Raw genomic sequence first — 24500 nt, 5'->3', positions numbered from 1 at the left:
TGGAGTTTGCATGGTGCATTTTTGCTTAGCCCGACTTACCTGCGGGTGATGCCCGGGACCTCGAACGCAGCGCATAAGTTGGCAACGTCTTTTCGCACACAAGCATGAACATCCGGATCGTTGGGCTGGCGACAGACCAGGTCAATAAAGGCGGCGATTTGCACCATTTCCCCCTCGCGCATGCCCATCGACGTCACTGCTGGCGACCCCAAGCGAATTCCGCTTGTAACCGCCGGATCGCGCGGATCCCCCGGCACCATATTGAAGTTCGTAATGATGCCTGCCTTTGATAATCGCTCGGCATAGGCCTTGCCCGACAGTGGTCGATCGCGCAGGTCAAGAATGAGCATGTGATTGTCGGTCCCCCCGGTAACCAGGTCATAACCTCGCTCAAGCAACGCCTGGGCCAAAGCCTTGGCATTCTTGACGGTCTGTTGCCCGTAGATTTGAAATGCCGGGGTCGCCGCTTCCTGCAAGGCGACTGCTAGCGCAGCGATAACATTCATATGTGGCCCGCCCTGCAGGTGAGGGAAGACCGCACGATCAATCCGCCTGGCGAGGTTGTATTTGTTTTGCGGATGATAGAGCGCCTGATAACGATCCTCATTCCTCGACAAAATGAAGCCGCCGCGGGGGCCGCGGATCGACTTATGAGAGGTGCTGCTGACGACGTCGCAATGGCGCACGGGATTCGGATGCGCTCCTGCCACAATCAGGCCGCTGATGTGCGCAATGTCGGCCACGAGATAGGCGCTCGCCTCCCGAGCAATTTCTGCCATTGCCGCGTAATCAAAGACACGCGGATAAGCAGTTCCGCCGATCCAAATGAGCCGCGGCCGTTCCCGCTTAGCTGTCTCGCGCAAGAGGTCATAGTCAATTTGCTGGGTCTTTTCGTGTAGCCCATAGGGGACCCGTCGGTAGTCGGTTCCGGAAAAGTTGATAGCCCAACCATGGGTCAGATGACCCCCTTCCGGAATGGGCAAGCCCATGACTTTGTCGCACGGCTTCAAAAGCGCGCGATAGACAGCCTGATTGGCCGGCGAGCCGGAATAGGGCTGGACGTTGGCGTGCTCGCTTCCAAATAGCTTCTTCAAGCGCTCGATGGCGAGGTTCTCAAGCTCATCGACGATCTCGTTTCCTGCATAGTAGCGCGCACCGGGGTACCCCTCGGCATACTTGTTTGTGAAAATCGACCCGGTCGCTTCGAGCACTGCCGAGGAGGCAAAGTTTTCGGAAGCGATGAGTTTGAGCGTCGTGCGCTCCTGTCGCTCTTGTCTCAGGAGCAGTTCGTGAACGCAGCTATCAACCGAGGCCAAGGAAGAGCGTCCGTAAGTGTCGGGCTGCGCGATAGCGCGTTCGCCAGAGTTGTCCATCGTGGGCTCGCGCTCCAATTGGATCGATCTATTTCACGATCAAGCAGGCCGTCCCCTTCGGCTGCTCGTTTCGTATCGCTTCGAGTCGTTGTAAGTCTCGTTCATGATGGCCATCGCAGTGGGGCAGGAGATCGACTAGCAATTGGACCAGACCACCGTGCTTGTCTCCTGGTTTGAGATGATAGGAGCGCCACGGGCGCTGTTCGTCGCAGCAAAGAAAGTCGGCTCTGGCGAGTAGCCGGACGTGTCGCACAACGCGATCGCGACGCAGATCCAAAATGTCTGCCAGCTCGCAGACTGTTAGATCCGCATGCGCGCACAGGCCCAGGATTCGAAGGCGATCAAAATGCGCTGCCGCCCGTAGGCGACTGACCAGTGTCATCATTGTTCAGCATCATACCACGTGAAAAGAAGGGACGCTCTTTGAACTGAATTTGTCATTTGGCGTTCTCCGCAGATGTTGCAGCTTTCGAACCAATTACCTCGTTGCCTGGATCACCAACCAGACGCTCTGAGCGGTCGCGTAGATACGTACTTATTTCCAAGCATGTAATTGTTTCGAACCGACAGTGATTGAGTTCAAGCAACCATGACGGGGACTCTTCTCGCTATTGCTTTCGTCCTAGATTTCGTTCTAGATTTCGTGCGGTACGGCGGTCGCAGAATAGGAAGGACCGCGGTTTTGAGTCCTCTGGCTGACCTGATACGTTGAGATAAGCCTACCATTCTCAGCGATTTCGGGTTGCTAAGAGTCTATGAATTTCTTTGAAGAAATGGTTGCAATGTCTGCTCGCCGAGATTCCCGGTCAAGATGGGCCGAGCCGCATAGTTTCAAACCAATGGGGCAACATGGTAGGGATGGAAGAATGCCAAAACATCCTTGCGTCGAAGCGCACCGATCGTGGTACGCATCCTGCGGCTTTTGGACTTTGAAGACGTGCTCGACAAGATCAAGGCCAGCAGTCGCAACAGCGCCGAGATGAACTCACGGGGCGTGAAAGCGCTTGATGGTGGTGCCTTGGTTACGCTCCAGGCAGCGTGACCGTCGACGCCACTTCGAAGACGTCAAGCAGAATTGCCAGCCCGACGCCGCAGGCGGTCAGGATGAGGCCGGACATGAAAATGCGGTTGGCGCGTTCGTAGACCTGGCGTCGCAGCGAACTGATGTCGAGCAACAGCGACAGCGCCCGCATCTGCGAGGCTATGCCGGCCAGGATTGGGACCACTGCGAACAGGTCGTAAAATTGCCACGGAACCGGGTTTGCCGCCCAATGTGTGACGAACCCCAGCGAAAACGCCAGCAATATGCCGACGACGGTGATCGTGCCGTTGCGGAAGACGGTCTCGATCGGTTCTTCCTTCGGGTTATGCTCGTCCAATTTCCTCTCTCTGCAGGTCTGCCCAGTCGTTGCCCAGATGCGAACTGATCCCTAAGATCCTTCGAAGACTGGAGTTTGCCGACTTCGGGCTGGTCGCGTCATTGGGATTGATCAATGAGTCCACCTCTTGATACAGGAAATGAGCAAAACTAAGTCGGCATCGGCGCGCGATGCTGAGGAAGGGTGCCAGTTCCGATCGGGCCGCTGTTGGCGCGCGGTGCGGAGGGGAACGACATGAAGTTCCGTCTGACCGTATCCTGGTCAGCGGCATTGAGGCCGACGAGAAAGCCGCAGGCGGCATCATAAAGGATACGGCTCGATTGATAGTCTTTGAGCGTGGCCATCTTTGATCAGGAGGGCCCGCACACTCGGTGCCAGCAAAGCAGCTCAAATATGCGTCCGCCACCTTGCTCATATTCTGCGAGCCTCAAGGATCGCCGCCACTTTTGCATCGTTGAGGACAGCGATTGCGCTCGGCTCGAAGACGCGGCGTCTTACGGGCGCTGCTGCCGTGAAGAACACTTGTACAGGACATCCTCATCCTGACGACTGAGGTTTGATGATGAACCATCACACTCGGGGACTACACCTAGCTCCCGCCGCTTATTGTCGGCCGAACCGAAAATCATTTACCAATCGACGAACCAGAGCCACAAAAGCGGTCAGGATCCTGATGCGTTCGTCATGAGGCACCGGCCGGCGAACATGATCCTTCGAGCCGAAGACGGTCGACTATCGCGAGCCCGATCCTCACATGGAGTTCTTCGAAATCTTTTCGAAGACTAGGAGCTTGGCCTGGAGCACGGCTTTCTCAATGGAATCCCCGATTGCCAGATACGCCGCTATCGCGCTGGCCAGGATACAGCCAGTGCCGCGCACCGATCTGGCAAGCCTGGGCATGTCGAAGCGGATGGGTTCCCGGCCGCGGCTCAACAGGATATCTGTGGACCTCGGCCCTTCCGCGTGGCCGCCCTTGACGAGCAGCGCCTGCGGCCCTTCCGCAAGCAATCGCCTTTCCTGCCGCAGCGCATCATCGTCGACCGCGGCCAATTCCGAGCCGGTCAGCACCGCCAGTTCAATGAGGTTGGGCGTGACCAAGCGGCAAAGCGGCATGAGATCACGCTTCATGACGTCGATCGCACTCGATTCCAGCAGCGGCCTGCCCGACGAGGAAGCCAGCACCGGATCGAGGATTGCCGGTATCCGCGCATTTTCGCGCAGCACGGCGGCGACGGCAGCGATGATCTGCGCATTGGCGAGCATGCCGATTTTGATGGCCGCCACCGCGTTGGCCTGCAACGCCGCCCGCATTTGATCGGCCACCAGGCCGGGTTGCATGTGACGGATATCCCCGACGGCGTGGTGCGTCTGCACCGTTACCGCGGTGACAGCAACGCAAGTGCGCAGGCCGATTGAAGAGATCGTCTCGATATCGCGCGCAATTCCGGCACCCCCACTGGAGTCCGATCCGCCAACGACAAGCACATTCAGGTTTTGACTCAGCGCCATTGCTCCGTCTTTTCGATCCATTCCCCGGTGCGCGCTTCGGGATCCGGGTTCAGCGTTATGTCCGTCACCACTGCCGCGCTGTCGGCTCCGGCCTCGAAAACACCATCAAGCCGCTCTGGGTTGAGACCGCCGATGGCGACCAGCGGGATGGGTGCGACGGCGTCCTTCCAGGCGCGAACCCTTTCGAGCCCCTGCGGCGCCCATTTCATCTTCTTCAGGATGGTTGGATAGACCGGACCCAGCGCAACATAGTCGGGACTGGCGGCCATGGCCATCTCCAGTTCGTCATGATCATGGGTGCTCAGCCCGAGCCTGATGCCGGCCGCCTGTATCTCGGGGAGGTTTGCGGTCCGCAGATCCTCCTGGCCGAGATGGACGAAGTCGCAGCGCTCCTCGATCGCGAGGCGCCAATGATCGTTGACGATAAGCTGGCAATCGTGTCGGGCGCTCAGGGCTTTCGCCTTGCGGATTTCCGCGCGCAGCCCGTCCTCGTCCATATTCTTGATGCGCAGTTGCACCAGCCTGACGCCGAGCGGCACCAGCCGCTCGATCCAGGCGGCGCTGTCGACGATCAGGTAGAAGGGATCGAGCTTCATGAAAAAACCGCCCTGCCGATTGTAGGCGTCGATGGCACGGCGACGTCGCGCGGCTCGAGCAGTCCCGAACCATAGGCCTCGCGGCCGGCATCGACCGCCTTGCTGAAAGCGCGCGCCATGCCCACCGGATCGGCCGCCTTGGCGACCGCCGTGTTGAGGAGCACGGCGTCAAAGCCGAGCTCCATCACCGTCGCGGCGTGCGACGGCCGTCCGAGCCCCGCATCGACGATCAACGGAACGTCGGGGAAATGCCCGCGCATCGAGCGCAGCGCCATGATGTTGACCGGCCCGAGGGCCGAACCGATCGGCGCGCACCACGGCATCAGGACCTTGCAGCCTGCCTCCACCAGTCGCTCGGCGACGACGAGGTCGTCCGTGGTATAGGGGAATACGCTGAAGCCGCCCTCGCACAGGATGCGTGCGGCCTCGACCAGGCCGAAGACGTCGGGCTGCAGCGTGTCGTGGTTGCCGATCACTTCGAGCTTGATCCAGGACGTGTCGAAGACCTCGCGCGCCATCTTCGCTGTCGTCACGGCTTCCTTGACCGAATGGCAGCCGGCGGTGTTGGGCAATACCTTCACACCGAGCGAGCGGATCAGCGACCAGAATTGTTCGCCGGCCTTGCCGCCGGCCATTTCCCGGCGCAGCGAGACGGTCACCACCGAGGTCCCCGACGCCTTGACCGCATCGGCAAGGATCGCCGGCGAAGGATATTGGGCTGTGCCCAGCAGCAGGCGCGACGCCAGCTTTGTCCCCAAAAGATCGAACATCGGCTAGCCTCCCTGCATGGGTGACAGGATTTCGACCCGGTCGCCATCGCTCAACCGGAATTCCGCCCGTCCGGCCGCGGGCACGACATCGCCGTTCAGCGCGGTGGCGAGCCAGCCGCCCTCATAGTCCAGCTCCTTCAAAAGGGCGTCGAGCGTCGCCGCCTTGGCTTCAAGCGCTTTGCCGTTGACGATCAGCTTCATTTTTAGACTCCAGGCCGGCAGATGAATTATCGGCAGATGAATTGAAGAGAAGGCCAGCAGCCTGTTCGGCCATGGCCGGTGAAAGCAGGAAGCCGTGCCGGTAAAGGCCGTTGATCGTGATCGTGCCGTCCTTCCAACACTTCGCCCGCGGCAGATTGTTGGGATAGGCCGGGCGCACTCCCACGCCTGTCTCGACGATTTCGGCCTCACCGAACGCCGGATGAAGTGCGTAGGCCGCATTGAGGAGCTCCATCAGCGAACGGGCGGTGATCGGTCCGTCGTGGTCGTTCTCTATCATCGTCGCGCCAACCATGAAGTGATGATCGGCCCGCGGCACGACATAGATCGGATGACGCGGATGAAGCAGACGCACCGGGCGGGCAAGCGAGACCTCACGCGTGTGGAGGATCAGCATTTCGCCGCGCACACCGCGCAAGTCGTCGTCGGCTCGCGCGATGCCCGTGCAGTCGATCACCTGATCGAAGCAGGAAAGGGCCACCTCGCCCACCTCGAAAAGGAAGACGACTCCCATCGCGCGCAGTTTGTCGGCCAGCGCTTCGAGAACCCGACGGGGATCGAGATGAGCCTCGCCGGCAAAGAACAGGCCCTGGCGGAAGCGACCGGCAAGATCGGGTTCGAGGGCGGCAATCGCCTCTTCGTCGACGGATTCACAATTGCGCGTACGAGCCGCAAAACGGGCGAGCTCGGAGGCGTCGCGCGCATGGGCGACGACGAGAGTGCCGGCCCTCGTCACGAGCCCGGGCAGCGTCCTTTCCCACCAGTCGGCCGAAACTTTGCCGAGCGTGACAACCGCCTCCTCGGCGCTTTCGCGTTCGCACCAGGGGGCCAGCATGCCGCCGGCGAGCCAGGAGGCATTGCCGCCTATCTGGCTTTGAATTTCAGCAACGGTGACGGACGCACCCCGAGCGGCTAGTTCATGGGCGACGGTGAGGCCTGCCACACCGGCGCCTTTGATAAGGACACGGCCCATGGCTCAGTGCGCCCCCTGATCTTTCTGCGCCAAAGCCTGTTTTTCTGCCCCGAGCGTTTCGACGGGCATATAGAGATCGCCGCCCGCGCGATATTTCTCTGCCATCGCCGCCATCCCCTCCTTCTGGGCTTCGGCGCGGATGTCGTGGGAGATGCGCATGGAGCAGAATTTCGGTCCGCACATCGAGCAGAAATGCGCCACCTTGTGCGCTTCCTTGGGCAAGGTTTCGTCATGCATCGAGCGCGCGGTTTCGGGATCCAGCGACAGGTTGAACTGATCTTCCCAGCGGAACTCGAACCGCGCCCGCGAAAGCGCGTCGTCGCGGATCTTCGCCGTGGGATGCCCCTTGGCAAGGTCGGCGGCATGCGCGGCTATCTTGTAGGTGATCACGCCGGTCTTGACGTCGTTGCGATCCGGCAGGCCGAGATGTTCCTTCGGCGTCACATAGCAGAGCATGGCCGTGCCGAACCAGCCGATCATGGCGGCGCCGATTCCCGAGGTGATGTGGTCATAGCCCGGCGCTATGTCCGTGGTCAGCGGCCCCAGCGTGTAGAATGGCGCTTCGCCACAGACGGCGAGCTGCTTGTCCATATTCTGCTTGATCTTGTGCATGGGAATATGGCCAGGGCCCTCGATCATCACCTGGCAGTCCTTTGCCCAGGCGATCTTCGTCAATTCGCCAAGCGTTTCCAACTCGGCGAACTGGGCTCGGTCATTGGCGTCTGCGATCGAGCCGGGACGAAGCCCGTCGCCGAGCGAGAAGGAGACGTCATAGGCTCTGGCGATGTCGCAGATCTCCTCGAAATGCTCATAGAGGAAGCTTTCGCGATGATGGTGCAGGCACCATTTCGCCATGATCGAGCCGCCGCGAGAAACGATGCCCGTGACCCGGTCGACGGTCAGCGGGATGTAATGCAGCCGCACGCCGGCATGGATGGTGAAATAGTCGACGCCCTGCTCGGCCTGCTCGATCAGCGTGTCGCGATAGACTTCCCAACTCAGATCCTCGGCGACACCGCCCACCTTCTCCAGCGCCTGGTAGAGCGGCACCGTGCCGATCGGCACCGGCGAATTGCGCACGATCCATTCGCGGATGTTGTGGATGTTGCGGCCCGTCGAGAGGTCCATGACAGTGTCGGCACCCCAGCGGATCGCCCAGACCATCTTTTCGACCTCTTCGGCCATCGAGGAAGTGACGGCGGAGTTGCCGATATTGGCGTTGATCTTCACCAGGAAGTTGCGGCCGATGATCATCGGCTCGCTTTCGGGATGGTTGATGTTGGCAGGAATGATCGCGCGGCCGCGCGCCACCTCGTCGCGCACGAACTCCGGTGTGACGAAATCCGGGATCGATGCGCCGAACGCCTCGCCATCCTGTTGCAGCTTGCTCCGCAGCATCTCGCGGCCAAGGTTCTCGCGGATGGCGACGAATTCCATCTCGGGCGTGATGATGCCAGCGCGCGCATAGGCAAGCTGGGTGATGGCCTTGCCGGCTTTGGCTCTCAGCGGACGGTTGCGGATCGGAAATTCCTGCGTCAGGCGCTCGCCTGTCGCAAATCCGTTGTCCTCCGGCCTGACATGGCGGCCGTCATAGGGCACGACATCGCCGCGCGCCACGATCCAGTCTTGGCGAAGCCGGGCAACGCCCTTTTCGATGTCCGTTTCGATCGCGGGGTCGGTATAGGGGCCTGACGGATCGTAGACCGTCACCGGCGGCTCGCCGGCAGTCGGGTGAACGGCGATCTCGCGCATCGGCACCCTGATCTGCGGATGGAGGACGCCGGACTTGTGGATCTTCCGCGAGGCCGGCAGCGGCCCGGTCGATACGGTGGGGGTCAAGGCATTCATTTGAGGCTCCTTTGCTCGTTGCATTGGAGACCCAGTTCTGTGCCGGAAGGATGAAAGGACGCTTCGACCTGCTGCATGAGACAGGTCCTCGGGCATGATCTCCCGCAAGCGCTTGCACCGTCCCTACGCCAGTATGAACTGGATCAGGTTCAACGGGTCACTGCGCCGCAAAAGCCAGCAGTATCTCAGCCCCTTGCCGGGACTCCCCTGGTGAATGCTTTCAAACTGACCGGGCCGGCGCCGCTTTGTCAAGCGCCTTCAGGCCGCAGCGCTGATCGTCTGCTGATCAAACTGCGGGAAAAGTTCGCGCACATGGCTGCGACAAATCGCACGCCCGAGACCAGCCACGGGGACGCTTGCCTACGCAGCAGAGATGGCATGGCGTGAGGACAACCGCCGTTGTAAGCAATGGCGAGCAGTATCTCGCCGTCGCATGAAGATAGCGACCGCTGACTTGATGATGGGTGCCGATCTCAGCGCGTCGCAGGCGGGGAGAAGAAGCTTTCGGCCACGCCTCGCTTAATCACCCAATCAGCCGAGTGTGGACTGGATATTGGCAGCGAAACGTGGACAAAATTTAATCGCTTTTCGCATCGATAATCGTCGAAACGGCAACCAAATGACGGCCAACGCATTTCAAATGCGTCTAAATGCACGTTGCATATTTGCCGAAAATTGACAAATATGTGCGTTGCTTGTATGGCGCCGCCACGACAGACGGCCCAAGCTAGGGACAGGACCGGGAGAACGATGATGCCAGAGAGAGGCTTGCCGAAGAGCGCTGAACGGTGCGCCCTTCCGCGCGACATTTCCAGATTTAAAAAGCTGTACGAAAATGGTCGCGCCGTTATCAAATCGGATCCTGACAAAACCCTCGGGTATGTGTCTACCGTCGAATTGGTAAACGAGACGGTGAAAACCGCCGCGTAACCCCGTTTTTTTATTTCCTTTTAGAGGGCGAAGGTTTACCAACCTTCGCCCTCTTGCTTTGGGGCTTGGAGTTCTCGCCTGTATGATTCCGTTCGATGAAAATAAGTTGGATGAATGGCTCGCCGACTACGAATCTTTCAACTACGCTTTCCGCGAGTTCTGTTACGCCAATTTCAAAGTGCATGGACTCGAAGCCCATTTCATTCCGAACGTCACAAAGCAGATTCACGCTCAGTGGGTGGCCGACAACCAGCAATGGCTTTCAGAGGAAACCTCTGAAAAAACGACGCGGCTGTCTCACGTAAAAATTTGTGCCCTGCTCCTTTTTAATCTGAATTCAGAGCCCTTCTTGGGCAATTTCTTCGACCACGAATATAATGAGGACGTGCCGTACGATTTCAAAGGAAGCGACGAGCAGAAAGCCACCGCTAGGCAGGACCTAATCGACGGGAGGGAATCTATCCTTGCGCTCGATTTTTGCCTCCTAATTATTAATTGGTTCGAAAGAAATCGTACGGACCGAGCCATCCCATACCGCCAACCGATGACGGCCGATATGCGCCACGATTTGCTCAATTACCTATTGGGCGGTGCCGTCGACCGAAAGGGGCTCTATCTGATATTGAAGGCTATGTATTTGCGACCGAACAGGGGCGGCGCAGCCAATTAAAGGGCGTTCATTCTTCGGCGACGGTCCCAATTCTTGGAACTTCTTATGGCACTCGCCACCTTAGCGACCAAAGTGCGGTCGCCGGCATCCCATCCCTTCGCCTCGATGACGCGCAGGGCGATTTCCCGGTTGGTTCCTTGCGGTCCGACTTGCGCCATGAGGCGCGGCAGCTCCCGCCGCTTGAAGATATAGAGTGCTTGCCCTTGGGCTTGATGTCGCGCGGATCGCCGCGATATCCGAACAGGAACAGCACTGCGTCAACGTGTGCGATCTGGGCGCCGATCGCTTCGGCCTTGGCTTTACCAGATGTGAGAGCTGCACCCGCCAGTTCAGCACGATTTGCTACCAGTGCGGATATGACGTGCGGCTCACCCATACCGCACCATACGTACGCCATTCGTTGACCCGATTCTTTTTAGGTGTGAGCTAAATAATGCCGGAAGACTGTCAAATCACCGAGCTGAAAGTTCGATTCTTGCGATGATCACGCCGTCAATCGGCACCAAAGGTTTGCGCGTAGATCGCTTCGATCCGCCTTGCCTCATCATTAGTCAGCGCGGCGAATTCCTTTTGGCGGGCGCGGTTCGATAGCTGGCCGCCATTCTGGTGGAGGAAACGGAAGAGCAGATCGATCAGCCGCTCGGGCATGTCGATAAAGGCATCCACCTGTTGCCGGAACTGATCGTAGCGCTTCAGAAACGCGGTTTCGTTGGGAAGATCCCGTTCGATGGTTCGCTGAACGCAGGCATAGAGGAATTCGGCGTGCGGGGTTGCATCAAAGAAGCGGTAGAAATCCCCGGTGTCATTCAGTACCCGGACGTTGAATTGCGGCGTCGCTTCCCAGTGGACCAATGGCAGAAGGCGCCGGGAATAGCTCTCGAGCACGCGCCGGTACTCGTCTAGCTGGTCCAGGATCGCGGCCGAGACGGGAAACACAATTCCCGGCGGATTGAATCCGTGCGTGGCAAGGATGTGATGGATTAGATAGCGGTGAATACGGCCGTTTCCGTCCTCGAATGGATGGATGTAGACAAAGCCGAAGGCAAGGATAGCGGCGGCGATGACTGCATCAAGGTTTTGCGCGGGGCCTTGATCGAAGGCCTCCATCCCATCAATCAGCCGCGGCAGGTCCTCAGGCCGAGCGCTGATGTGATCGGGCAGGGGCATGCGATCCTCCCTGTCATGCTCACCGACGAAGCCTCCCTCCTTTCGAAAGCCAAGTCTAACGAATCGGGCATCGCCGAGGACAATTCTTTGCAGTCGAAGCAGCTCATCGCGATCAATCGGTTGCCGACCAGCTTCGGCGATAGCGCGGCCCCAGCGTTGGATGCGATCTTCCGGCGGGCGCTCGCCCTCGATCGCGTAGCTTGATCGGGAGTCTTTGAGCAAAAGAAAGGCGGCGGTCCGAGCAAGGAGGTCGCGCGGCACGTCCGCTACGATTGCCTCCGCGCGTCGCGGCAGCTCAAGGTCGATGAATTTTTCGAGCGTCTTGGTGCGGAATACCAGAGGGCAGAACTCAGGCGTACCGGGGAGATTGTCCTTTACGCGGTAGCGCGAGACGGTTTTCTCGGGTCCGGACCACTGCATCTCGGGATCGAGGACCGGAACATAGCGTCCGGCATCAGCATCTGGGAGATCGAGACGGGCGCCTGTCAGCCATTCATATAAAAACCAGATCCGGCGGGCATAACTGCCGCTCGGGCTTTCACGGACCAGCGCCTCGATCGGCGCGGGACCGGTCACCTGGAAGAGCCGCTTGAGGACGGCAAGGTCGAGCCCTTCGTACTTAAGCGCGAAGGTCAGGTGGCCTTCGAGGGTTGCATGTGGAGCATGGCGGGGCGTCATGATCCGCCAGCCATTCCGTTCGCTGATGCGATGATGCTGGCCGGTGGCGGACAACGTTCGCGGCAAGGGCACGGCGAGATCGTAGGCTCCGATCAAGGCGCTGTAGCCGGCCGGCGTCGCCGTCTCGGGAAGCCGAATTTCCTGAAAAACGATAACAGGGCCTGAAAATTGGTTCTGCTGCGCCGCTGCCACGAAAATTGGGGTCCCCTTCTTGTCCAAAGCGACTAGCAGTCTAGAAGTCTATAACCTATTCCCTGAAAATTGATGCTGCAAGCCACACTTTGCCGAAAACGGATTCTGCTGAGTGTCTCGCTCAAAGATTTCCGCCTACTCGGGCGACGACTGGCCGTCTCAGCACAGGTGGCAGCGGCCGAACGTCATTGTCGGAGCGAAACGACCGCCGCGATGAGTAACGTCAATCCCGTTTCGGCGCCGCATTTGCGGGATCGTGAAATCGTCATCGACAAACGGTCACCTCGCGACCCATTGCCTGGACCGGCGGGAGAAACCGCCATCGCCTCAAGGAACTGGGCTACGAGGGCGGTGCTTGTCTGGGTAGTCGCTCACGGCAACTCGGTCTCAGTAATGCTGGACGCGTCGGGATTCCCCACGGCCGAACGCCGCCATGCGGCGGATCGGTGATGAAGCCGCTGCTCGGCCGCGTCCAACGACGTTGTATCTGAGCCGACGGCGAACCCAGGACTTCCTTGCAGGACCGAAACAGGCTCATGCGTGCCGCAGCTATGAGCGCCCGAGCATGAATGTCGCCTGCACATTCGCCCATGTCCGGATCTCGAACGTCATCCGGTCTGTGATCGAGGCTTCCAATCTCGCCTCGCTTCCATGCGATGCTCTCTTAGAGTGTTGCGGGATTGATCCCCGCTCAATTGCCTGGATGCAACTCTTCATCCGTTAAAACGAGCGTTGGAAACGCAGAATGCCGCCGACGCTGTCGTTTTTGTCGGCGTTAGTCCAGTTCACGTTGGAAGGGTTCACCATGCCGACGCCGAAGTCGCCGCAGTGGTCATAGTCGACCTCGGCTGTTACCGTGAAATCTGGAATGAGCGTATAGGCGACGTTCATGGCGACACCATAGTTCTTGAGCTGATCACCCGAGACCTGAAGGTTGAACACAGTTGTCTCGTTGAACTGGTAGGTGGCGCCAGCCCAGAAAGCCCAGTTGCCGCCCCAAGTTTTGTAGAAGCCGCGGCCGTGAGCGTCGATTGCGTTAGTGGAATCATCGTTGAGCTTGCCATTGGAGCCGTAGCCTAACATTCCGAATAGCGACAGCTCGTTGGTGACATTGACCTCGACGCGGACTTTGCCGGCCACCGATCCGTAGTTGCTTTCATAAGCAGCAACACCGGTGATCGCGCCCCACTGTTGTGTGTATTTCAGGCCGCCGACCACGTGCGGAACGTAGCTATCGATGGTGCCGGCCACGCCTTCGCCTTCTTCAAGCGAGACCACCGCCGAAAAGCCATCACCGGCGTCAAAGTAGTACTGGATGACGTTGGTTTCGAAATCACCGTAGGGAACGAGCATCGGATTGAGCACGTTGCCGGGATAGCCAATAAACATGTCGAAGGCCGACCAGTCCTTGCCAATTCGAAGGTTGCCAAGCTGAATCCAGGCGAAAGTCAGGCTGAGGTCTCTATTGGAGGCATAGTTTGGAGGACTACCCGGATCCGTATAATCGTTGCGGTTACCAAAGTTCATGCGGGTTTCGGTGTAGGTCTTCAACGTGCCCAACTCGGTTTCCCGGTTCGTCCAGGTCTTCACCGTGAAGCGGGCATTCTTCTTCCAGGTTGCATTGGTGCTGCCGCCCTCGTGGTCGGTTGCCTTTGCCCCATCCAACGAGCCGACGTCACCCAAGGCGATGTCATAGCGGACATAGCCGCCGATGCGCAGGCAGGTTTCGGTGCCTGGGATATAGAAGAAGCCTGCGCCATAGACGTCGCAGATCTTGACGTATTCGCCCGAGTCTGGCTCGGCGTCGACGGCGCGGGCATCGGAAACGGCAATCAGGGTCGCAGCTGAACCGAGAAGAAGACTCGTGAAGTTCATTTGATCTCCGTTCAAACATATAAAAGAGGAAGGACGTCGAAGAGCGGACCCTTCGCTTATCCCCGCGATCTAAAAGTGAGGCGCAATGCGCTGCGCCTTTCGCAGCGCGACGAACCCGTCATGACAACGGTTCAACAACAAAGGCGATGAAGATAAATCATGTGGTCAACAGATAGGGGCATTTATAAATATGTGAATTGCTGCAATACAGCACTGTGAATTCCCCCTTTTGAGCCAACCGCCAAAGTGATGTCCGCCAGTTGTGGGCAGATCCTCACAACGACTTCCACAGTTGCATGCGCAAGTGACGTGCCAACCTGGCGACGCCGCTGTGGCTTGACACTCAAGTTTGCCGGCGGACCTTGGTTCGCGCTCCCTTCTCATTTTGCCTTGAGATCAAGCCGCGCCCGAAACGCCAGGTTTTGGACATGGTTCGTGTGTTCGATACGCGACAGGTTTCGTTCAAAGGCGACATCTTTTGTTTGTTGTGAGCCTCGATATTGAGACATCATGCGGCGGCACCGCTCGGTACGTCAGGCGGGTGCCGCACGACGCTGACATAATGGTCATGAGCGAGACTGGGCATGTGATCCTTGCAGCATGGCCCAGGCCGTAAGCGTCATTTCCGTTTTCTCGATTCAACTGAACGCTTGGCGATTTTGGCCAAGGACGGGATAGTGGACTTCGAAAACGGTCTTGTTCGCATACGGCGGCAGCATCGTTTCGCGATTCGCGCGGTTGGTGTCGCATTCGATGCTTTTCTCGACCGAGCTCCCCCTAACGAGGCGTAAGTGCGAGGGCAACCAGCACGACCGCGAACGCCCGAAACCGGGCGCCGCCAACGTGTCGACCACCTTTGACTTCGCAGAGCATGGCGTGCTGCTTAGGTGATATAATCCTTCGTCCGGCTACGGTGATTGGGGTTTAAAGGGCGTGTGCGTTGCACACGAGCCTCACGGCTGCCGTACCCGCTCGCGAGACTCAGCCATGTTGTGGTAGTGGCCGAGTCCGATCATGCAGCTTGTCTCAGGCCTGCGATTGTCCAACGGCAACTTGGCGCTGGCGCTGCTTTCTCAGTTGAACTTGATGCTCGCCTGCCCGAACACGCCATAGCGTTCAATCTCCCAATGCAGGATCTGCGGGCTACCACCGCCCGGCGTCTCCTCGAAATGAGCGGCGCCAGCAGCTGCCGCGCGCCAGTAGCGGCCGCCGACGCCGATGTTGAACAAATCCGTGACTTTGTAGTTCAACATCGCCTCGATTTGGACGCCATTCCCGTTCCCATCTTCGGGTTGCGGATTGATCTCTGGGCGCAGATGGTGCTGATCCTTGCCGTCAAGCTGCGTGAACAGCACCGCGACGTCACCCGAAAGGCTGAGTCGTTCGGTGAGTTGCGTCTGTCCGGCAAGGCCGAGGCGCAGCGAATGCCAATCGTTATCCTGGCTGATGACGCCCATATTGTTCGTAATGGCTGGCACGCAAATCCCCGGATTGGCCGCCTGCTGCGCGCAATGGATGGCGTGGTAGCTTTCGTTCCAGAAATTGTATCCGACATAAGCACCCAAGCGGTAGCGCGGCGTGTCCCAGAAATTATATCCGAGGTCGGCGGTGAAATACGTGATGCGACCGCTGTGCTGATCGGACAACGTGCTCGAATAGGATTTCATGGACAAAGAGGGGTTAACGAAATCCTCGTCGGTAAGAGAACCCTTGGGGATCCCGCCCGCACTGAGGAAGCCCTTGACGAAGATGCCAGTCGGATTGTGGGTCGCGTTGAGGAAGACTTCGCCCGATAGGGCACCGAGATCGTTGTATGTGAGCCGCGAGACCATCCCCGCGACGTCGGCGTTGTAAAGTTCCTTCGATGCTTCACCGCTGCTGTACCAGTAGCGTAGCCCGCCCTCGAACGAAAAGACCGGGGAGACCGCGCTGGCGACTGCCGCCGGCTCGGCCACCACCGGGGTGTCGGCAGCGGCGGCGCCCGCCGACAGATCGCAAAGCGCGACATAGGTTATAAGCACTCGCCGCATCGGCAGATTCTCCCTTGTGTTGATTTTCGGGTTCCGTCGCGGACATCCAGAAATTGGCTAGGTTGGACCGACTGCGGAGCGGGCTCCAGGCAAGAGGATCATCGTGGCAAATTGCCTGTACAGCCCTTGGCCCGGCTATTGCTTGCAGTGCGGGCGCTTGCTTCTTCTGCATTGGGAGGTCCTACGGTACGGCCTGATCCCGGCAGACAGCATGGTGCGAACATTGAAACACTCTGCGCGAGATGCGTTTAGCGACACTCGAAGCAACATGCGTGCCAAAGAAAAAGCTCTTTAGACGCATGCCAATCGATTGCCGCATGTCCGGCATTTGTCGCGCTTCGCACAATGTCAAAGCATCCTGCCGCAAATTGTCGGTGAGAGGGTTGCGGCATGAAAACTCTTCAATTTCTGAGGAGCTCGTGACCTTCAAAGTCCGCCTGTTCGACCGATCCGCGAATGCCACGCAGGCAGACTTCCCGAGGTCGGGCCACGGCGCGGAAACCCCTCGCGTAAGCCGGGCGTCCCCACTGTGAAAACGCCCGCTGGGCGCGACCAGCGGCTCCGGCTCGTTTGTCTGGATCGAACCGATGGGGTGTCGGCCGGGTCAAGTTCTGGTTCCGATTGATTCGCGCGCAACGGAATCGCCGGTTGGCTTGGTCTTGATCCGCATCAGTCCACGTCGGTCACCATGCTTGAGCATGGCTGTTGCCACTCGCGTCGCCAACCGTGACTTCCGGCTCGCGAACGTGCAATGAGGCATCCCGCCCCTTCGGCGTCCCGACAGCTAATATATGAAGAACTATCGACTGGTTTGCTTCAAATTCCTGCAAGGAATTCGACAAAATAGCGACGCCGCTTTACCCGCAAGGCGCGGAGAATTGGTAACTGATTGAAATTTAAGCCACCGCTGCATCTGGCATGACGTTTGCTCTCTGCCTGTTAACATGTGAAGACGTTATACAAAATATGAAGACATTATAAAAAATATAATGCGTGCTCGATTCGATTTATTCGAAAGGCACGAAAATGAACATTCGCCTTTAGGAATGGAGCAAGACAAATGACAAGCATCATAGCGACAGCAGCTTTGCTTATGGCATCGACGTTGGCGTTCGCATTGGAAATAAAACAAACCAACAATGTGCTAAGTATTGATGCTCGCAGGGATGCCAAGACGTATCCGTGCAGCCGGCAGAAGGCACTCCCCTCTGTTAAATGGGAAAGCGGATGCGTCTTCGTCAATTACTTGCCGCAAGTTCTCCAGCCTGCCTGAAGTGACGTGCATCTGACAACTATGCCAGACGCAATGCGCGCCAAACACCCTTTTGCGCGGTGCCTAGCATGGTGCCGGCCCGAACCTTGGTCCCGCGCTTACGCGACAAATCACAAGCATCCCATTGGGAAATCACAAGCGTCACTTTGGGAAATCACAGGGGCCATGACGTTCGGAAATTCTCCTAAGTCAGTCCACCTCTTGAAACGTGAAAGGAGCAAACCAGTTCGGCATGCACGCGCGATGCCGCAAATTCGCGCGAACCCCATTCTGGCCCTGAAAGGCCCGGATCCGGGGAGGCTCTCGCAATCTGTTTGTCCTAAAGGAGAACGATATGAAGTTCCGTCCATTGCACGACCGCGTACTCGTCCGTCGCATCGAGGCCGAGGAAAAAACGGCCGGCGGCATCATCATCCCCGACACTGCCAAGGAAAAGCCGCAGGAGGGCGAAGTCATCGCCGTCGGCGCGGGGGCTCGCGACGAGAGCGGCAAGCTCGTGCCCCTCGACGTGAATGTCGACGACCGAATCCTGTTCGGCAAGTGGTCCGGCACCGAAATCAAGCTCGACGGCGAGGACCTGCTCATCATGAAGGAAAGCGACATCCTGGGTGTGATCGAGGTTTCGGCCTCGGCCAGGCAAGCCGCGTGACCGAAACCGCGTGACACAAACACTCAACAAGAACTGCCTATTCACAGGAGTGAACGAATGGCTGCCAAGGAAGTGAAATTTCATTCCGACGCCCGCGAGCGCATGCTGCGCGGCGTCGACATTCTCGCCAATGCGGTGAAGGTGACGCTCGGTCCGAAGGGCCGCAACGTCGTCATCGACAAGTCGTTCGGCGCTCCGCGCATCACCAAGGACGGCGTCACCGTCGCCAAGGAGATCGAGCTCGAGGACAAATTCGAAAACATGGGCGCGCAGATGGTGCGCGAGGTCGCGTCCAAGACCAGCGACATCGCCGGCGACGGTACCACGACCGCCACGGTGCTGGCGCAGTCGATCGTGACCGAGGGCGCCAAGGCAGTCGCGGCCGGCATGAACCCGATGGATTTGAAGCGCGGCATCGACAAGGCGGTGGAAACGATCGTCGCCAATCTGAAGGCCAATGCGCGCAAGGTGACAAAGAACGACGAGATCGCCCAGGTCGGCACCATCTCGGCCAATGGCGATGCCGAGATCGGCCGCTTCCTGGCCGAGGCCATGGAAAAGGTCGGCAACGAGGGCGTCATCACGGTCGAGGAAGCCAAGACTGCCGAGACCGAGCTCGAAATCGTCGAAGGCATGCAGTTCGACCGCGGGTATCTCAGCCCCTATTTCATCACCAACCAGGACAGGATGCGCGTCGAGCTCGAAGAGCCATACGTGCTGATCCACGAGAAGAAGCTCGGCAATCTGCAAGCCTTGCTCCCGGTGCTGGAGGCCGTGGTTCAGTCCGGCAAGCCGCTGCTGATCATCGCCGAGGACGTCGAAGGCGAGGCGCTCGCGACGCTGGTGGTCAACAAGCTGCGCGGCGGACTGAAGGTGGCCGCCGTCAAGGCCCCCGGCTTCGGCGACCGACGTAAGGCGATGCTGGAGGATATCGCCGTCCTGACCGGCGGCACGTCGATCAGCGAGGATCTCGGCGTCAAGCTCGAGAATGTCACGCTGGAAATGCTCGGCCGCGCTCGCAAGGTGGAAATAGAAAAGGAAAACACCACCATTGTCGACGGTGCCGGCCATAAGGACGAAATCAACGGCCGCGTTGCTCAAATTAGGGCCCAGATCGAGGAGACCACTTCCGACTATGACCGCGAGAAGCTGCAGGAGCGTCTGGCCAAGCTCGCCGGCGGTGTCGCGGTGATCCGCGTCGGAGGCTCGACCGAAGTCGAGGTCAAGGAGCGTAAGGACCGCGTCGACGACGCGCTGCACGCCACTCGCGCGGCGGTCGAGGAAGGTGTCTTGCCGGGTGGCGGCGTTGCACTACTCAGGGCAGCAAGGGCGCTCGACCATGTCGTTCTCGACAACCCCGACCAGAGGACCGGTGTCGAGATCGTGCGGCGCGCCATCGAGGCTCCCGCTCGCCAGATCGCCGAAAACAGCGGGGCGGAAGGCTCCATTATCGTGGGCAGGGTTCGCGAGAAGCCTGAGTTCGGCTACGGCTGGAACGCCCAGACCAACGAATTTGGCGATCTCTTCGGCCAAGGCGTGATCGACCCCGCCAAGGTCGTGCGCACGGCGCTGCAGGACGCCGCTTCCGTAGCCGGCCTGCTCGTCACCACCGAGGCGATGGTGGCCGAGAAGCCGAAGAAGGAAATTCCCGCCCCGGCGATGCCGGGCGGCGGCGGCATGGATTTCTGACGAGGCCCCCTTTCTTTCTTGTCGTGGGAGAGGGCGGAGCTACCTTACCAACGGTCCATTCGCCCTCTTCCAGGCGTCGATTCCGCCCTCGATGTGGCAGGCTGATGTGAGGCCCTCATCCTGGGCGGCCTGCACCGCCATGGCCGAACGCTCGCCGAAGGCGCAGTAAAGCACAAGCCGCTTGCCGGTCGAACGGACGAGCTCGTGCAACACGCCGCCGGGAGCGATGTTTTCTTGCAGCCTCGCGTAAGGCACATGCAGCGTACCCGGAATAATGCCCTGGCGTTCGCGCTCGGAGCGCTCGCGCAGGTCGATCAGCGCGACATCCGGCTTGCCGGCCAATGCCAACGCCTCGTTGGCATTGGCCGCCCAGCCGCGCCGCGCGATCTCGTCCTGGTGTAGCCCGACCTTCATATTGGCGGGCACGGCGACATCCATCATTTTCGGATTGGCGAGCTTCAGATTGTTCATGATCTCGACATACTCCTCGACCGACCTCACCTGCAGGCGCGGATTGAAGGCCTTCTCCTCGCCGATGGTGGAGACCGTGTCACCCTTGTAGTCGTGCGCCGGGTAGACCAGCGTGGAGTCCGGCAGCTTGAGCAGGTGGCCGAAGATCGACTCGTACTGGCGGCGCGGGTCGCCGTTCGGGAAGTCGGTGCGGCCGGTGCCGCGGATGAGCAGCGTGTCGCCGCTGAACACCCGGTCGGGCAGGACGAAGCTGTAAGAATCGTCGGTGTGGCCGGGCGTGTAGACGACGTCGAGCACCAGTCCCTCGATGGTCAGCCTGTCGCCGTCGGCAAGCCGCATCGACACCACGTTGGCCTTGGTCTGCTCGCCCATCACCGTGATGCATTGCGTCTTGTCGCGCAGCGCGCCAAGGCCGGTGATGTGGTCGGCATGGAGATGCGTGTCCACCGCCTTGACCAGCCTCAGGTCGAGCTCACGCACGAGCCGGAGATAGCGGTCGACCTTGTCCAGAACCGGATCGATGATCAGTGCCTCGCCGCCTTGGCGACTGGCAAGCAAATAGGAATAGGTGCTCGAAACGGAATCGAACAGCTGACGGAAGATCATGATTTGCTCCATATCATCTGGTCGCGATCTTTTTTTGCAGCATGTCATGCGGCTCTACCGCTACCCCGAGGCGCCACACCCTCAGCGCTCGCCGACTAGGATGGCCTCGAGGTTCGTCACAGCCGCCTCACGGCGGGTCAAGACACTACGTCGTGGACGGGGACGGGGACGGCGCATCAGCTCACGCGTGCGCCAGGGACAAGTCACGCCCGGGAAACAAGCGCAGGAATCGCTAAAGCCTCATTGGCCTCGTCATGGATCGAGAAACTGTAACGGCCACATGCGTCGAGATCGACCGAGTAGCTCAGGCGCTCGCGTATGTGGTTGTCTTGGTCGAAGGTGACGATCCGCGGCTTCAGCGCTGTGATATGCGCTTCGTTCAGGTAGATGGAGTTGCAGACGATGATCGGGTCGCCAGGCTGGCAGGTGCGGGCGGCAGCACCATTGAGGATGCAGCATCGTGATCCGCGCTCGCCGAGGATGACATAGGTCGAAATCCGCGCGCCGGAATTCTTGTTCCATATCTCCACGAATTCCATGGGCAGGATCCCGGCTGCCTCGCAGTGGTCAGGGTCGAGCGTTATCGACCCATGGTAGTTGAGATTTGCTTCGGTGACGTGGATGCCGTGAAGCTTGCCGGCGACTATTTTTCGCATTGGTCTGTTGTCCTTTTTTGCGTCTAGCATGAACAATCTTCATGTCTTGTTGGGGCCGCCGCGCGGCTAAATTCCAACCACAAGAGCCCCGCCGCTGAGACCGGCACCCGCCGCCGCCAGAAGGAGTTTCTCGCCCGGCCGGAGTGGCTGCGTCCGATTGGCGAGCGACAACGAGAGCGGGATCGTTGCGGCCGAAGAGTTACCGTATTCGGCGATCCTCTTGACGATTGCCTGGTCCGCAATGCCGAGGTTTCGGCCGACGGCATCGAAAATGCGGGCGTTGGCTTGATGCGGGACGAACCGGTCGATGTCTTGCGGCCGCATTCGAGCTATGGCGAGCGCTTCCCTTGAACATGTCGTCATCATCTCCACGGCCTTGGCGAACACTTCGCGGCCGTCGACGATCGTCATCCGGGTCTGTGCGAGATCGAGGTCGTTGCGAAAAGGCGTGTTGCTTCCTCCGGCGGGGATCTGGATCAATCCGTAGCGCGAACCGTCCGAATCCACCGAAGCGCCGAGAATGCCGCGTTCGGCATCCTCGCTGGGACCGATCACGACCGCGCCGGCGGCATCAGCAAACAGCACGGCGCTGGCGCGCTCGGCGGGGTTGATGCGGCGGCTCAAAATGTTGGCGGCTATGACAAGGGCGGGTCTGCCGTGCAGGCGGGTGAACCCGTCGGCGAACATCAGCGCATAGATGAAACCTGCGCAGGCGCCGGTCAGGTCGATGGCGCCAGCGCGGCCGAGGCAGAGCCGATGCGCGACCAGTGGCGCGCTCGGTGGCAGAAGGTGATCCGGAGTGGACGTGGCGAGCAAGAGAAGACCGATGTCGCTCCGATCGATATCCGCATTTGCCAGCGCCATGTCGCCGGCCCGCGCGGCAAGTCCCGAAAGCGTATCTTCATCAGTCGCCCAGAAGCGCGAGCGAATTCCGGTGCGCCGTTCGATCCAGCCTGGCTCGAGGCCGAGACTGTTCTCGATCTCGGCGTTCTCGACCTTGCGCCCAGGCACTTGGTGGCCAAGCCCGAGGATGCGCGACGACCTGCTCATGGTTTGGATCCGAAGCGTTCACCGGCCCCCTCGATGGCGTCATAAAGCCGATCGAGCTCGGCGCCGGTGACGCAATAGGGTGGTAGAAGATAAAGAACATTGCCGAGCGGGCGCACCAGCAATCCCTGATCGAGGAAGAATGCCCGCAGCTTTGGGCCGATCTCGGCCAGATAACCGAGGGATGCGGTACCCAAATCGAGCGCCGCGATCGTGCCGGTAATCCGGCAGTCCCTGAAGACCGGATTGTCGCGAAAGCGCCGAAGGCCAGCGGCCTGCAACGCGCCCAGGGCCGCGATCCGTTCGATAACAGGCTCGTCGTGCCAAATCTCGACGTTGGCCAGTGCGGCCGCGCAGGCAATCGGATTGGCCGTATAGGAGCTCGAATGAAAGAAGGTCTTCTTCCGGTCGACCGAATAATGGGCCTGGAAGATGGCGTCGGTCGCCAGCGTTACGGCGAGCGGAATGGTGCCGCCTGTCAGGCCCTTCGAGGTGCAAAGGATGTCGGGCGAGATATTCGCCTGCTCGCAGGCGAACATGGTTCCGGTGCGTCCCCAGCCGGTCATCACTTCGTCGGCGATAAGCAGCGTGCCCGAAGCCTCGGCGATCCTCTTAAATTCAGCCAAAACCCAGGCCGGATACATCAGCATGCCGCCGGCGCCGAGCACCAGCGGCTCGACAATCAGCGCAGCTGCGCGCCGGTCGCGAGAGACGACCTCGAACCGATCGAGCGTTTCCTGCTCGCGTCCTGCGGCCGGGAAGGGGATGGTGTCGACTTCGAACAGCAAGGGTTCGTAGGCGGCGTTGAACACACCGCGGGCGCCGACGCTCATCGCGCCGATCGTGTCGCCATGGTAGCTGTGCTCCATGACGACGATGCGCGAGCGCGGCGCGCCGATATTGCGGAAATAGCCGAGCGCCATCTTCAGCGCGACCTCGACCGAGGTCGAGCCGCTGTCGGAATAAAACACCCAGTCGAGTCCCGGCGGCGCGAGATTCACCAAGGCTCTGGAGAGGCGCTCGGCCGGCTCGTGCGTGAAGCCGGCGAAGATGATCTGGTCGAGGCTTGCCGCAGTCGTCTCGATCGCCTTGACGATGCGCGGATGGCGGTGGCCGTGGGTGACGACCCACCACGACGAAATGGCGTCGAGGATGCGGGTACCATCGGCCTTGTGAAGATAAGCGCCTTCAGTCCGGACAATTTGAGGGATCGCCGGCTCGAGCGCGTGCTGGGTGAAAGGGTGCCAGACGCGGGATTGCGACATCATTGACCCCGTGCAATCGGCGAGAGATCGAAGCCCGAAACCATCGCTTCCCTCAAGGTTTTAGAATTCAGCGGGTCAAGGTACGGCAGCCTGCCAAGTTGCGGCACGCCGCCGAATTCGACGATGGTCCTTTGCGTATCGGCTACCTCTTCGCCGATGAAGGCGATGCCGATGAGCGGGATGGCACGGGCCCTGAGCGCCTCGATCGACAACAATGTGTGATTGATGGTGCCGAGCGCGGTGCGTGCGCAAAGAATGACCGGCAGTTGCCATTCCCGGAATATGTCGATGAACCTTGTCTGCCGATTGAGCGGTACCATCACTCCGCCAGCGCCTTCGATGATGAGCGGACCTGGCAAGTCCGGCAGCGAGAGCTTTGCCGCCTCGATTGCGACGCCATCGACCTCGGCCGAACGATGCGGCGACAGTGGTCTCTTCAGACGATAAACTTCCGGCAGGACGCGCCCGGCCGGCAGACCGGAAAGCCGGGCAACAGCCTCGCTGTCGGTCTCCTCGTCGAGGCCCGATTGCACCGGTTTCCAGTAGAAGCCGTCGAGCAGGCCGGCGAGGCCTGCCGAAAACACCGTCTTGCCGATGCCGGTATCCGTTCCGGTGATGACTATGCCTCTGCTGAT

Annotated in this window: 21 protein-coding genes and 1 riboswitch; of the genes, 4 read left to right on the top strand and 17 right to left on the bottom strand. The window is 59.8% G+C overall.

Translation table 11 applies throughout. The features are described 5' to 3' along the window. Positions 1 to 35: 35 nt before the first annotated feature. A complete protein-coding gene (glyA, locus tag RFM98_RS21185; protein WP_320310670.1) occupies positions 36 to 1373 on the bottom strand; it encodes a serine hydroxymethyltransferase in 1338 nt (445 codons plus the stop codon). 901 nt (positions 1374 to 2274) lie between these two features. Between glyA and RFM98_RS21180 the strand changes: the two genes are divergently transcribed. After that, a complete protein-coding gene (locus RFM98_RS21180; RefSeq protein WP_320310669.1) occupies positions 2275 to 2415 on the top strand; it encodes a hypothetical protein in 141 nt (46 codons plus the stop codon). Here the strand turns inward: RFM98_RS21180 and RFM98_RS21175 are convergent. The 8 genes from RFM98_RS21175 to thiC all read right to left on the bottom strand — a co-directional run bounded on the left by RFM98_RS21175 (position 2396) and on the right by thiC (position 8667). After that, a complete protein-coding gene (locus tag RFM98_RS21175; RefSeq protein ID WP_320310668.1) occupies positions 2396 to 2752 on the bottom strand; it encodes a hypothetical protein in 357 nt (118 codons plus the stop codon). The genes RFM98_RS21180 and RFM98_RS21175 overlap by 20 nt on opposite strands. A 149-nt stretch (positions 2753 to 2901) precedes the next feature. Beyond that, positions 2902 to 3096, bottom strand: coding sequence for a hypothetical protein (locus tag RFM98_RS21170; protein ID WP_320310667.1), 195 nt, complete (start codon positions 3094 to 3096; stop codon positions 2902 to 2904). Between the two features lie 406 nt (positions 3097 to 3502). Next, the gene (locus tag RFM98_RS21165) at positions 3503 to 4261 is read right to left on the bottom strand and encodes a hydroxymethylpyrimidine/phosphomethylpyrimidine kinase (RefSeq protein ID WP_320310666.1); all 759 of its coding nucleotides are present in this window, start codon (positions 4259 to 4261) and stop codon (positions 3503 to 3505) included. Continuing rightward, the gene (locus RFM98_RS21160; protein WP_320310665.1) at positions 4252 to 4857 is read right to left on the bottom strand and encodes a thiamine phosphate synthase; all 606 of its coding nucleotides are present in this window, start codon (positions 4855 to 4857) and stop codon (positions 4252 to 4254) included. The genes RFM98_RS21165 and RFM98_RS21160 overlap by 10 nt, the downstream gene beginning before the upstream one ends. Beyond that, the gene (locus RFM98_RS21155; RefSeq protein ID WP_320310664.1) at positions 4854 to 5627 is read right to left on the bottom strand and encodes a thiazole synthase; all 774 of its coding nucleotides are present in this window, start codon (positions 5625 to 5627) and stop codon (positions 4854 to 4856) included. The genes RFM98_RS21160 and RFM98_RS21155 overlap by 4 nt, the downstream gene beginning before the upstream one ends. A 3-nt stretch (positions 5628 to 5630) precedes the next feature. Further along, positions 5631 to 5828, bottom strand: a complete 198-nt coding sequence (gene thiS / locus RFM98_RS21150; RefSeq protein WP_320310663.1) for a sulfur carrier protein ThiS — start codon at positions 5826 to 5828, stop codon at positions 5631 to 5633. After that, complete coding sequence (thiO, locus tag RFM98_RS21145) at positions 5797 to 6819, bottom strand: glycine oxidase ThiO (RefSeq protein WP_320310662.1); 1023 nt, start codon at positions 6817 to 6819, stop codon at positions 5797 to 5799. Before thiO ends, thiS begins: the two co-directional genes overlap by 32 nt. 3 nt (positions 6820 to 6822) lie before the next feature. Further along, a complete protein-coding gene (gene thiC, locus RFM98_RS21140) occupies positions 6823 to 8667 on the bottom strand; it encodes a phosphomethylpyrimidine synthase ThiC (protein WP_320310661.1) in 1845 nt (614 codons plus the stop codon). Between the two features lie 102 nt (positions 8668 to 8769). Beyond that, positions 8770 to 8886, bottom strand: a riboswitch (TPP riboswitch). A gap of 793 nt (positions 8887 to 9679) precedes the next feature. Here thiC and RFM98_RS21130 point away from each other — a divergent pair. After that, positions 9680 to 10267 carry a hypothetical protein gene (locus RFM98_RS21130; RefSeq protein ID WP_320310660.1) on the top strand — a complete coding sequence of 196 codons (588 nt, stop codon included), beginning with the start codon at positions 9680 to 9682 and terminating at the stop codon, positions 10265 to 10267. 492 nt (positions 10268 to 10759) lie between these two features. Here the strand turns inward: RFM98_RS21130 and RFM98_RS21125 are convergent, their stop codons facing one another. The 3 genes from RFM98_RS21125 to RFM98_RS21110 all read right to left on the bottom strand — a co-directional run bounded on the left by RFM98_RS21125 (position 10760) and on the right by RFM98_RS21110 (position 16209). Beyond that, the gene (locus RFM98_RS21125) at positions 10760 to 12304 is read right to left on the bottom strand and encodes a Fic family protein (protein ID WP_320310659.1); all 1545 of its coding nucleotides are present in this window, start codon (positions 12302 to 12304) and stop codon (positions 10760 to 10762) included. Positions 12305 to 13024: 720 nt separating this feature from the next. Then, positions 13025 to 14179, bottom strand: coding sequence for a porin (locus RFM98_RS21120; RefSeq protein WP_320310658.1), 1155 nt, complete (start codon positions 14177 to 14179; stop codon positions 13025 to 13027). A 1073-nt stretch (positions 14180 to 15252) separates the two neighbouring features. Then, on the bottom strand, positions 15253 to 16209 hold the full coding sequence (locus RFM98_RS21110; RefSeq protein ID WP_320310657.1) for an omptin family outer membrane protease: 957 nt from the start codon (positions 16207 to 16209) through the stop codon (positions 15253 to 15255). 1607 nt (positions 16210 to 17816) lie between these two features. On the opposite strand from RFM98_RS21110, the gene groES reads away from it, so the two are divergent. Continuing rightward, the gene (gene groES / locus RFM98_RS21105; RefSeq protein WP_320310656.1) at positions 17817 to 18131 is read left to right on the top strand and encodes a co-chaperone GroES; all 315 of its coding nucleotides are present in this window, start codon (positions 17817 to 17819) and stop codon (positions 18129 to 18131) included. Positions 18132 to 18188: 57 nt separating this feature from the next. Further along, on the top strand, positions 18189 to 19820 hold the full coding sequence (groL, locus tag RFM98_RS21100; RefSeq protein ID WP_320310655.1) for a chaperonin GroEL: 1632 nt from the start codon (positions 18189 to 18191) through the stop codon (positions 19818 to 19820). Positions 19821 to 19859: 39 nt separating this feature from the next. Here the strand turns inward: groL and RFM98_RS21095 are convergent, their stop codons facing one another. From RFM98_RS21095 to bioD, 5 genes are all read right to left on the bottom strand, one after another. Further along, entirely contained in the window at positions 19860 to 20897 is a 1038-nt protein-coding gene (locus RFM98_RS21095; RefSeq protein ID WP_320310654.1) for an MBL fold metallo-hydrolase, read from the bottom strand. Between the two features lie 203 nt (positions 20898 to 21100). Then, entirely contained in the window at positions 21101 to 21553 is a 453-nt protein-coding gene (panD, locus tag RFM98_RS21090; protein WP_320252922.1) for an aspartate 1-decarboxylase, read from the bottom strand. Between the two features lie 66 nt (positions 21554 to 21619). After that, positions 21620 to 22603 carry a 3-oxopimeloyl-[acyl-carrier-protein] synthase BioZ gene (bioZ, locus tag RFM98_RS21085; RefSeq protein ID WP_320310653.1) on the bottom strand — a complete coding sequence of 328 codons (984 nt, stop codon included), beginning with the start codon at positions 22601 to 22603 and terminating at the stop codon, positions 21620 to 21622. Continuing rightward, positions 22600 to 23865 (bottom strand): adenosylmethionine--8-amino-7-oxononanoate transaminase, encoded by a 1266-nt coding sequence (locus RFM98_RS21080; protein WP_320310652.1) that lies wholly within the window; start codon positions 23863 to 23865, stop codon positions 22600 to 22602. Before RFM98_RS21080 ends, bioZ begins: the two co-directional genes overlap by 4 nt. After that, positions 23865 to 24500 (bottom strand): dethiobiotin synthase, encoded by a 636-nt coding sequence (gene bioD, locus RFM98_RS21075; RefSeq protein WP_320310737.1) that lies wholly within the window; start codon positions 24498 to 24500, stop codon positions 23865 to 23867. Before bioD ends, RFM98_RS21080 begins: the two co-directional genes overlap by 1 nt.

Source organism: Mesorhizobium australafricanum (assembly GCF_033977265.1).
In the GTDB taxonomy this organism is placed as follows: Bacteria; Pseudomonadota; Alphaproteobacteria; order Rhizobiales; family Rhizobiaceae; genus Mesorhizobium; species Mesorhizobium australafricanum.
Note: the sequence above shows the minus strand (reverse complement) of the source record. Positions and strands in the feature narration are given on the sequence as shown.

Coding starts and splice junctions, on each gene's coding strand:
- RFM98_RS21160 (WP_320310665.1), bottom strand. CDS start 4,857: ATGAAGCTCGATCCCTTCTACCTGATCGTCGACAGCGCCGCCTGGATC.
- RFM98_RS21110 (WP_320310657.1), bottom strand. CDS start 16,209: ATGCGGCGAGTGCTTATAACCTATGTCGCGCTTTGCGATCTGTCGGCG.
- RFM98_RS21170 (WP_320310667.1), bottom strand. CDS start 3,096: ATGGCCACGCTCAAAGACTATCAATCGAGCCGTATCCTTTATGATGCC.
- groL (WP_320310655.1), top strand. CDS start 18,189: ATGGCTGCCAAGGAAGTGAAATTTCATTCCGACGCCCGCGAGCGCATG.
- RFM98_RS21095 (WP_320310654.1), bottom strand. CDS start 20,897: ATGATCTTCCGTCAGCTGTTCGATTCCGTTTCGAGCACCTATTCCTAT.
- bioZ (WP_320310653.1), bottom strand. CDS start 22,603: ATGAGCAGGTCGTCGCGCATCCTCGGGCTTGGCCACCAAGTGCCTGGG.
- glyA (WP_320310670.1), bottom strand. CDS start 1,373: ATGGACAACTCTGGCGAACGCGCTATCGCGCAGCCCGACACTTACGGA.
- thiC (WP_320310661.1), bottom strand. CDS start 8,667: ATGAATGCCTTGACCCCCACCGTATCGACCGGGCCGCTGCCGGCCTCG.
- thiO (WP_320310662.1), bottom strand. CDS start 6,819: ATGGGCCGTGTCCTTATCAAAGGCGCCGGTGTGGCAGGCCTCACCGTC.
- RFM98_RS21155 (WP_320310664.1), bottom strand. CDS start 5,627: ATGTTCGATCTTTTGGGGACAAAGCTGGCGTCGCGCCTGCTGCTGGGC.
- thiS (WP_320310663.1), bottom strand. CDS start 5,828: ATGAAGCTGATCGTCAACGGCAAAGCGCTTGAAGCCAAGGCGGCGACG.
- RFM98_RS21120 (WP_320310658.1), bottom strand. CDS start 14,179: ATGAACTTCACGAGTCTTCTTCTCGGTTCAGCTGCGACCCTGATTGCC.
- groES (WP_320310656.1), top strand. CDS start 17,817: ATGAAGTTCCGTCCATTGCACGACCGCGTACTCGTCCGTCGCATCGAG.
- RFM98_RS21080 (WP_320310652.1), bottom strand. CDS start 23,865: ATGTCGCAATCCCGCGTCTGGCACCCTTTCACCCAGCACGCGCTCGAG.
- RFM98_RS21165 (WP_320310666.1), bottom strand. CDS start 4,261: ATGGCGCTGAGTCAAAACCTGAATGTGCTTGTCGTTGGCGGATCGGAC.
- RFM98_RS21130 (WP_320310660.1), top strand. CDS start 9,680: ATGATTCCGTTCGATGAAAATAAGTTGGATGAATGGCTCGCCGACTAC.
- panD (WP_320252922.1), bottom strand. CDS start 21,553: ATGCGAAAAATAGTCGCCGGCAAGCTTCACGGCATCCACGTCACCGAA.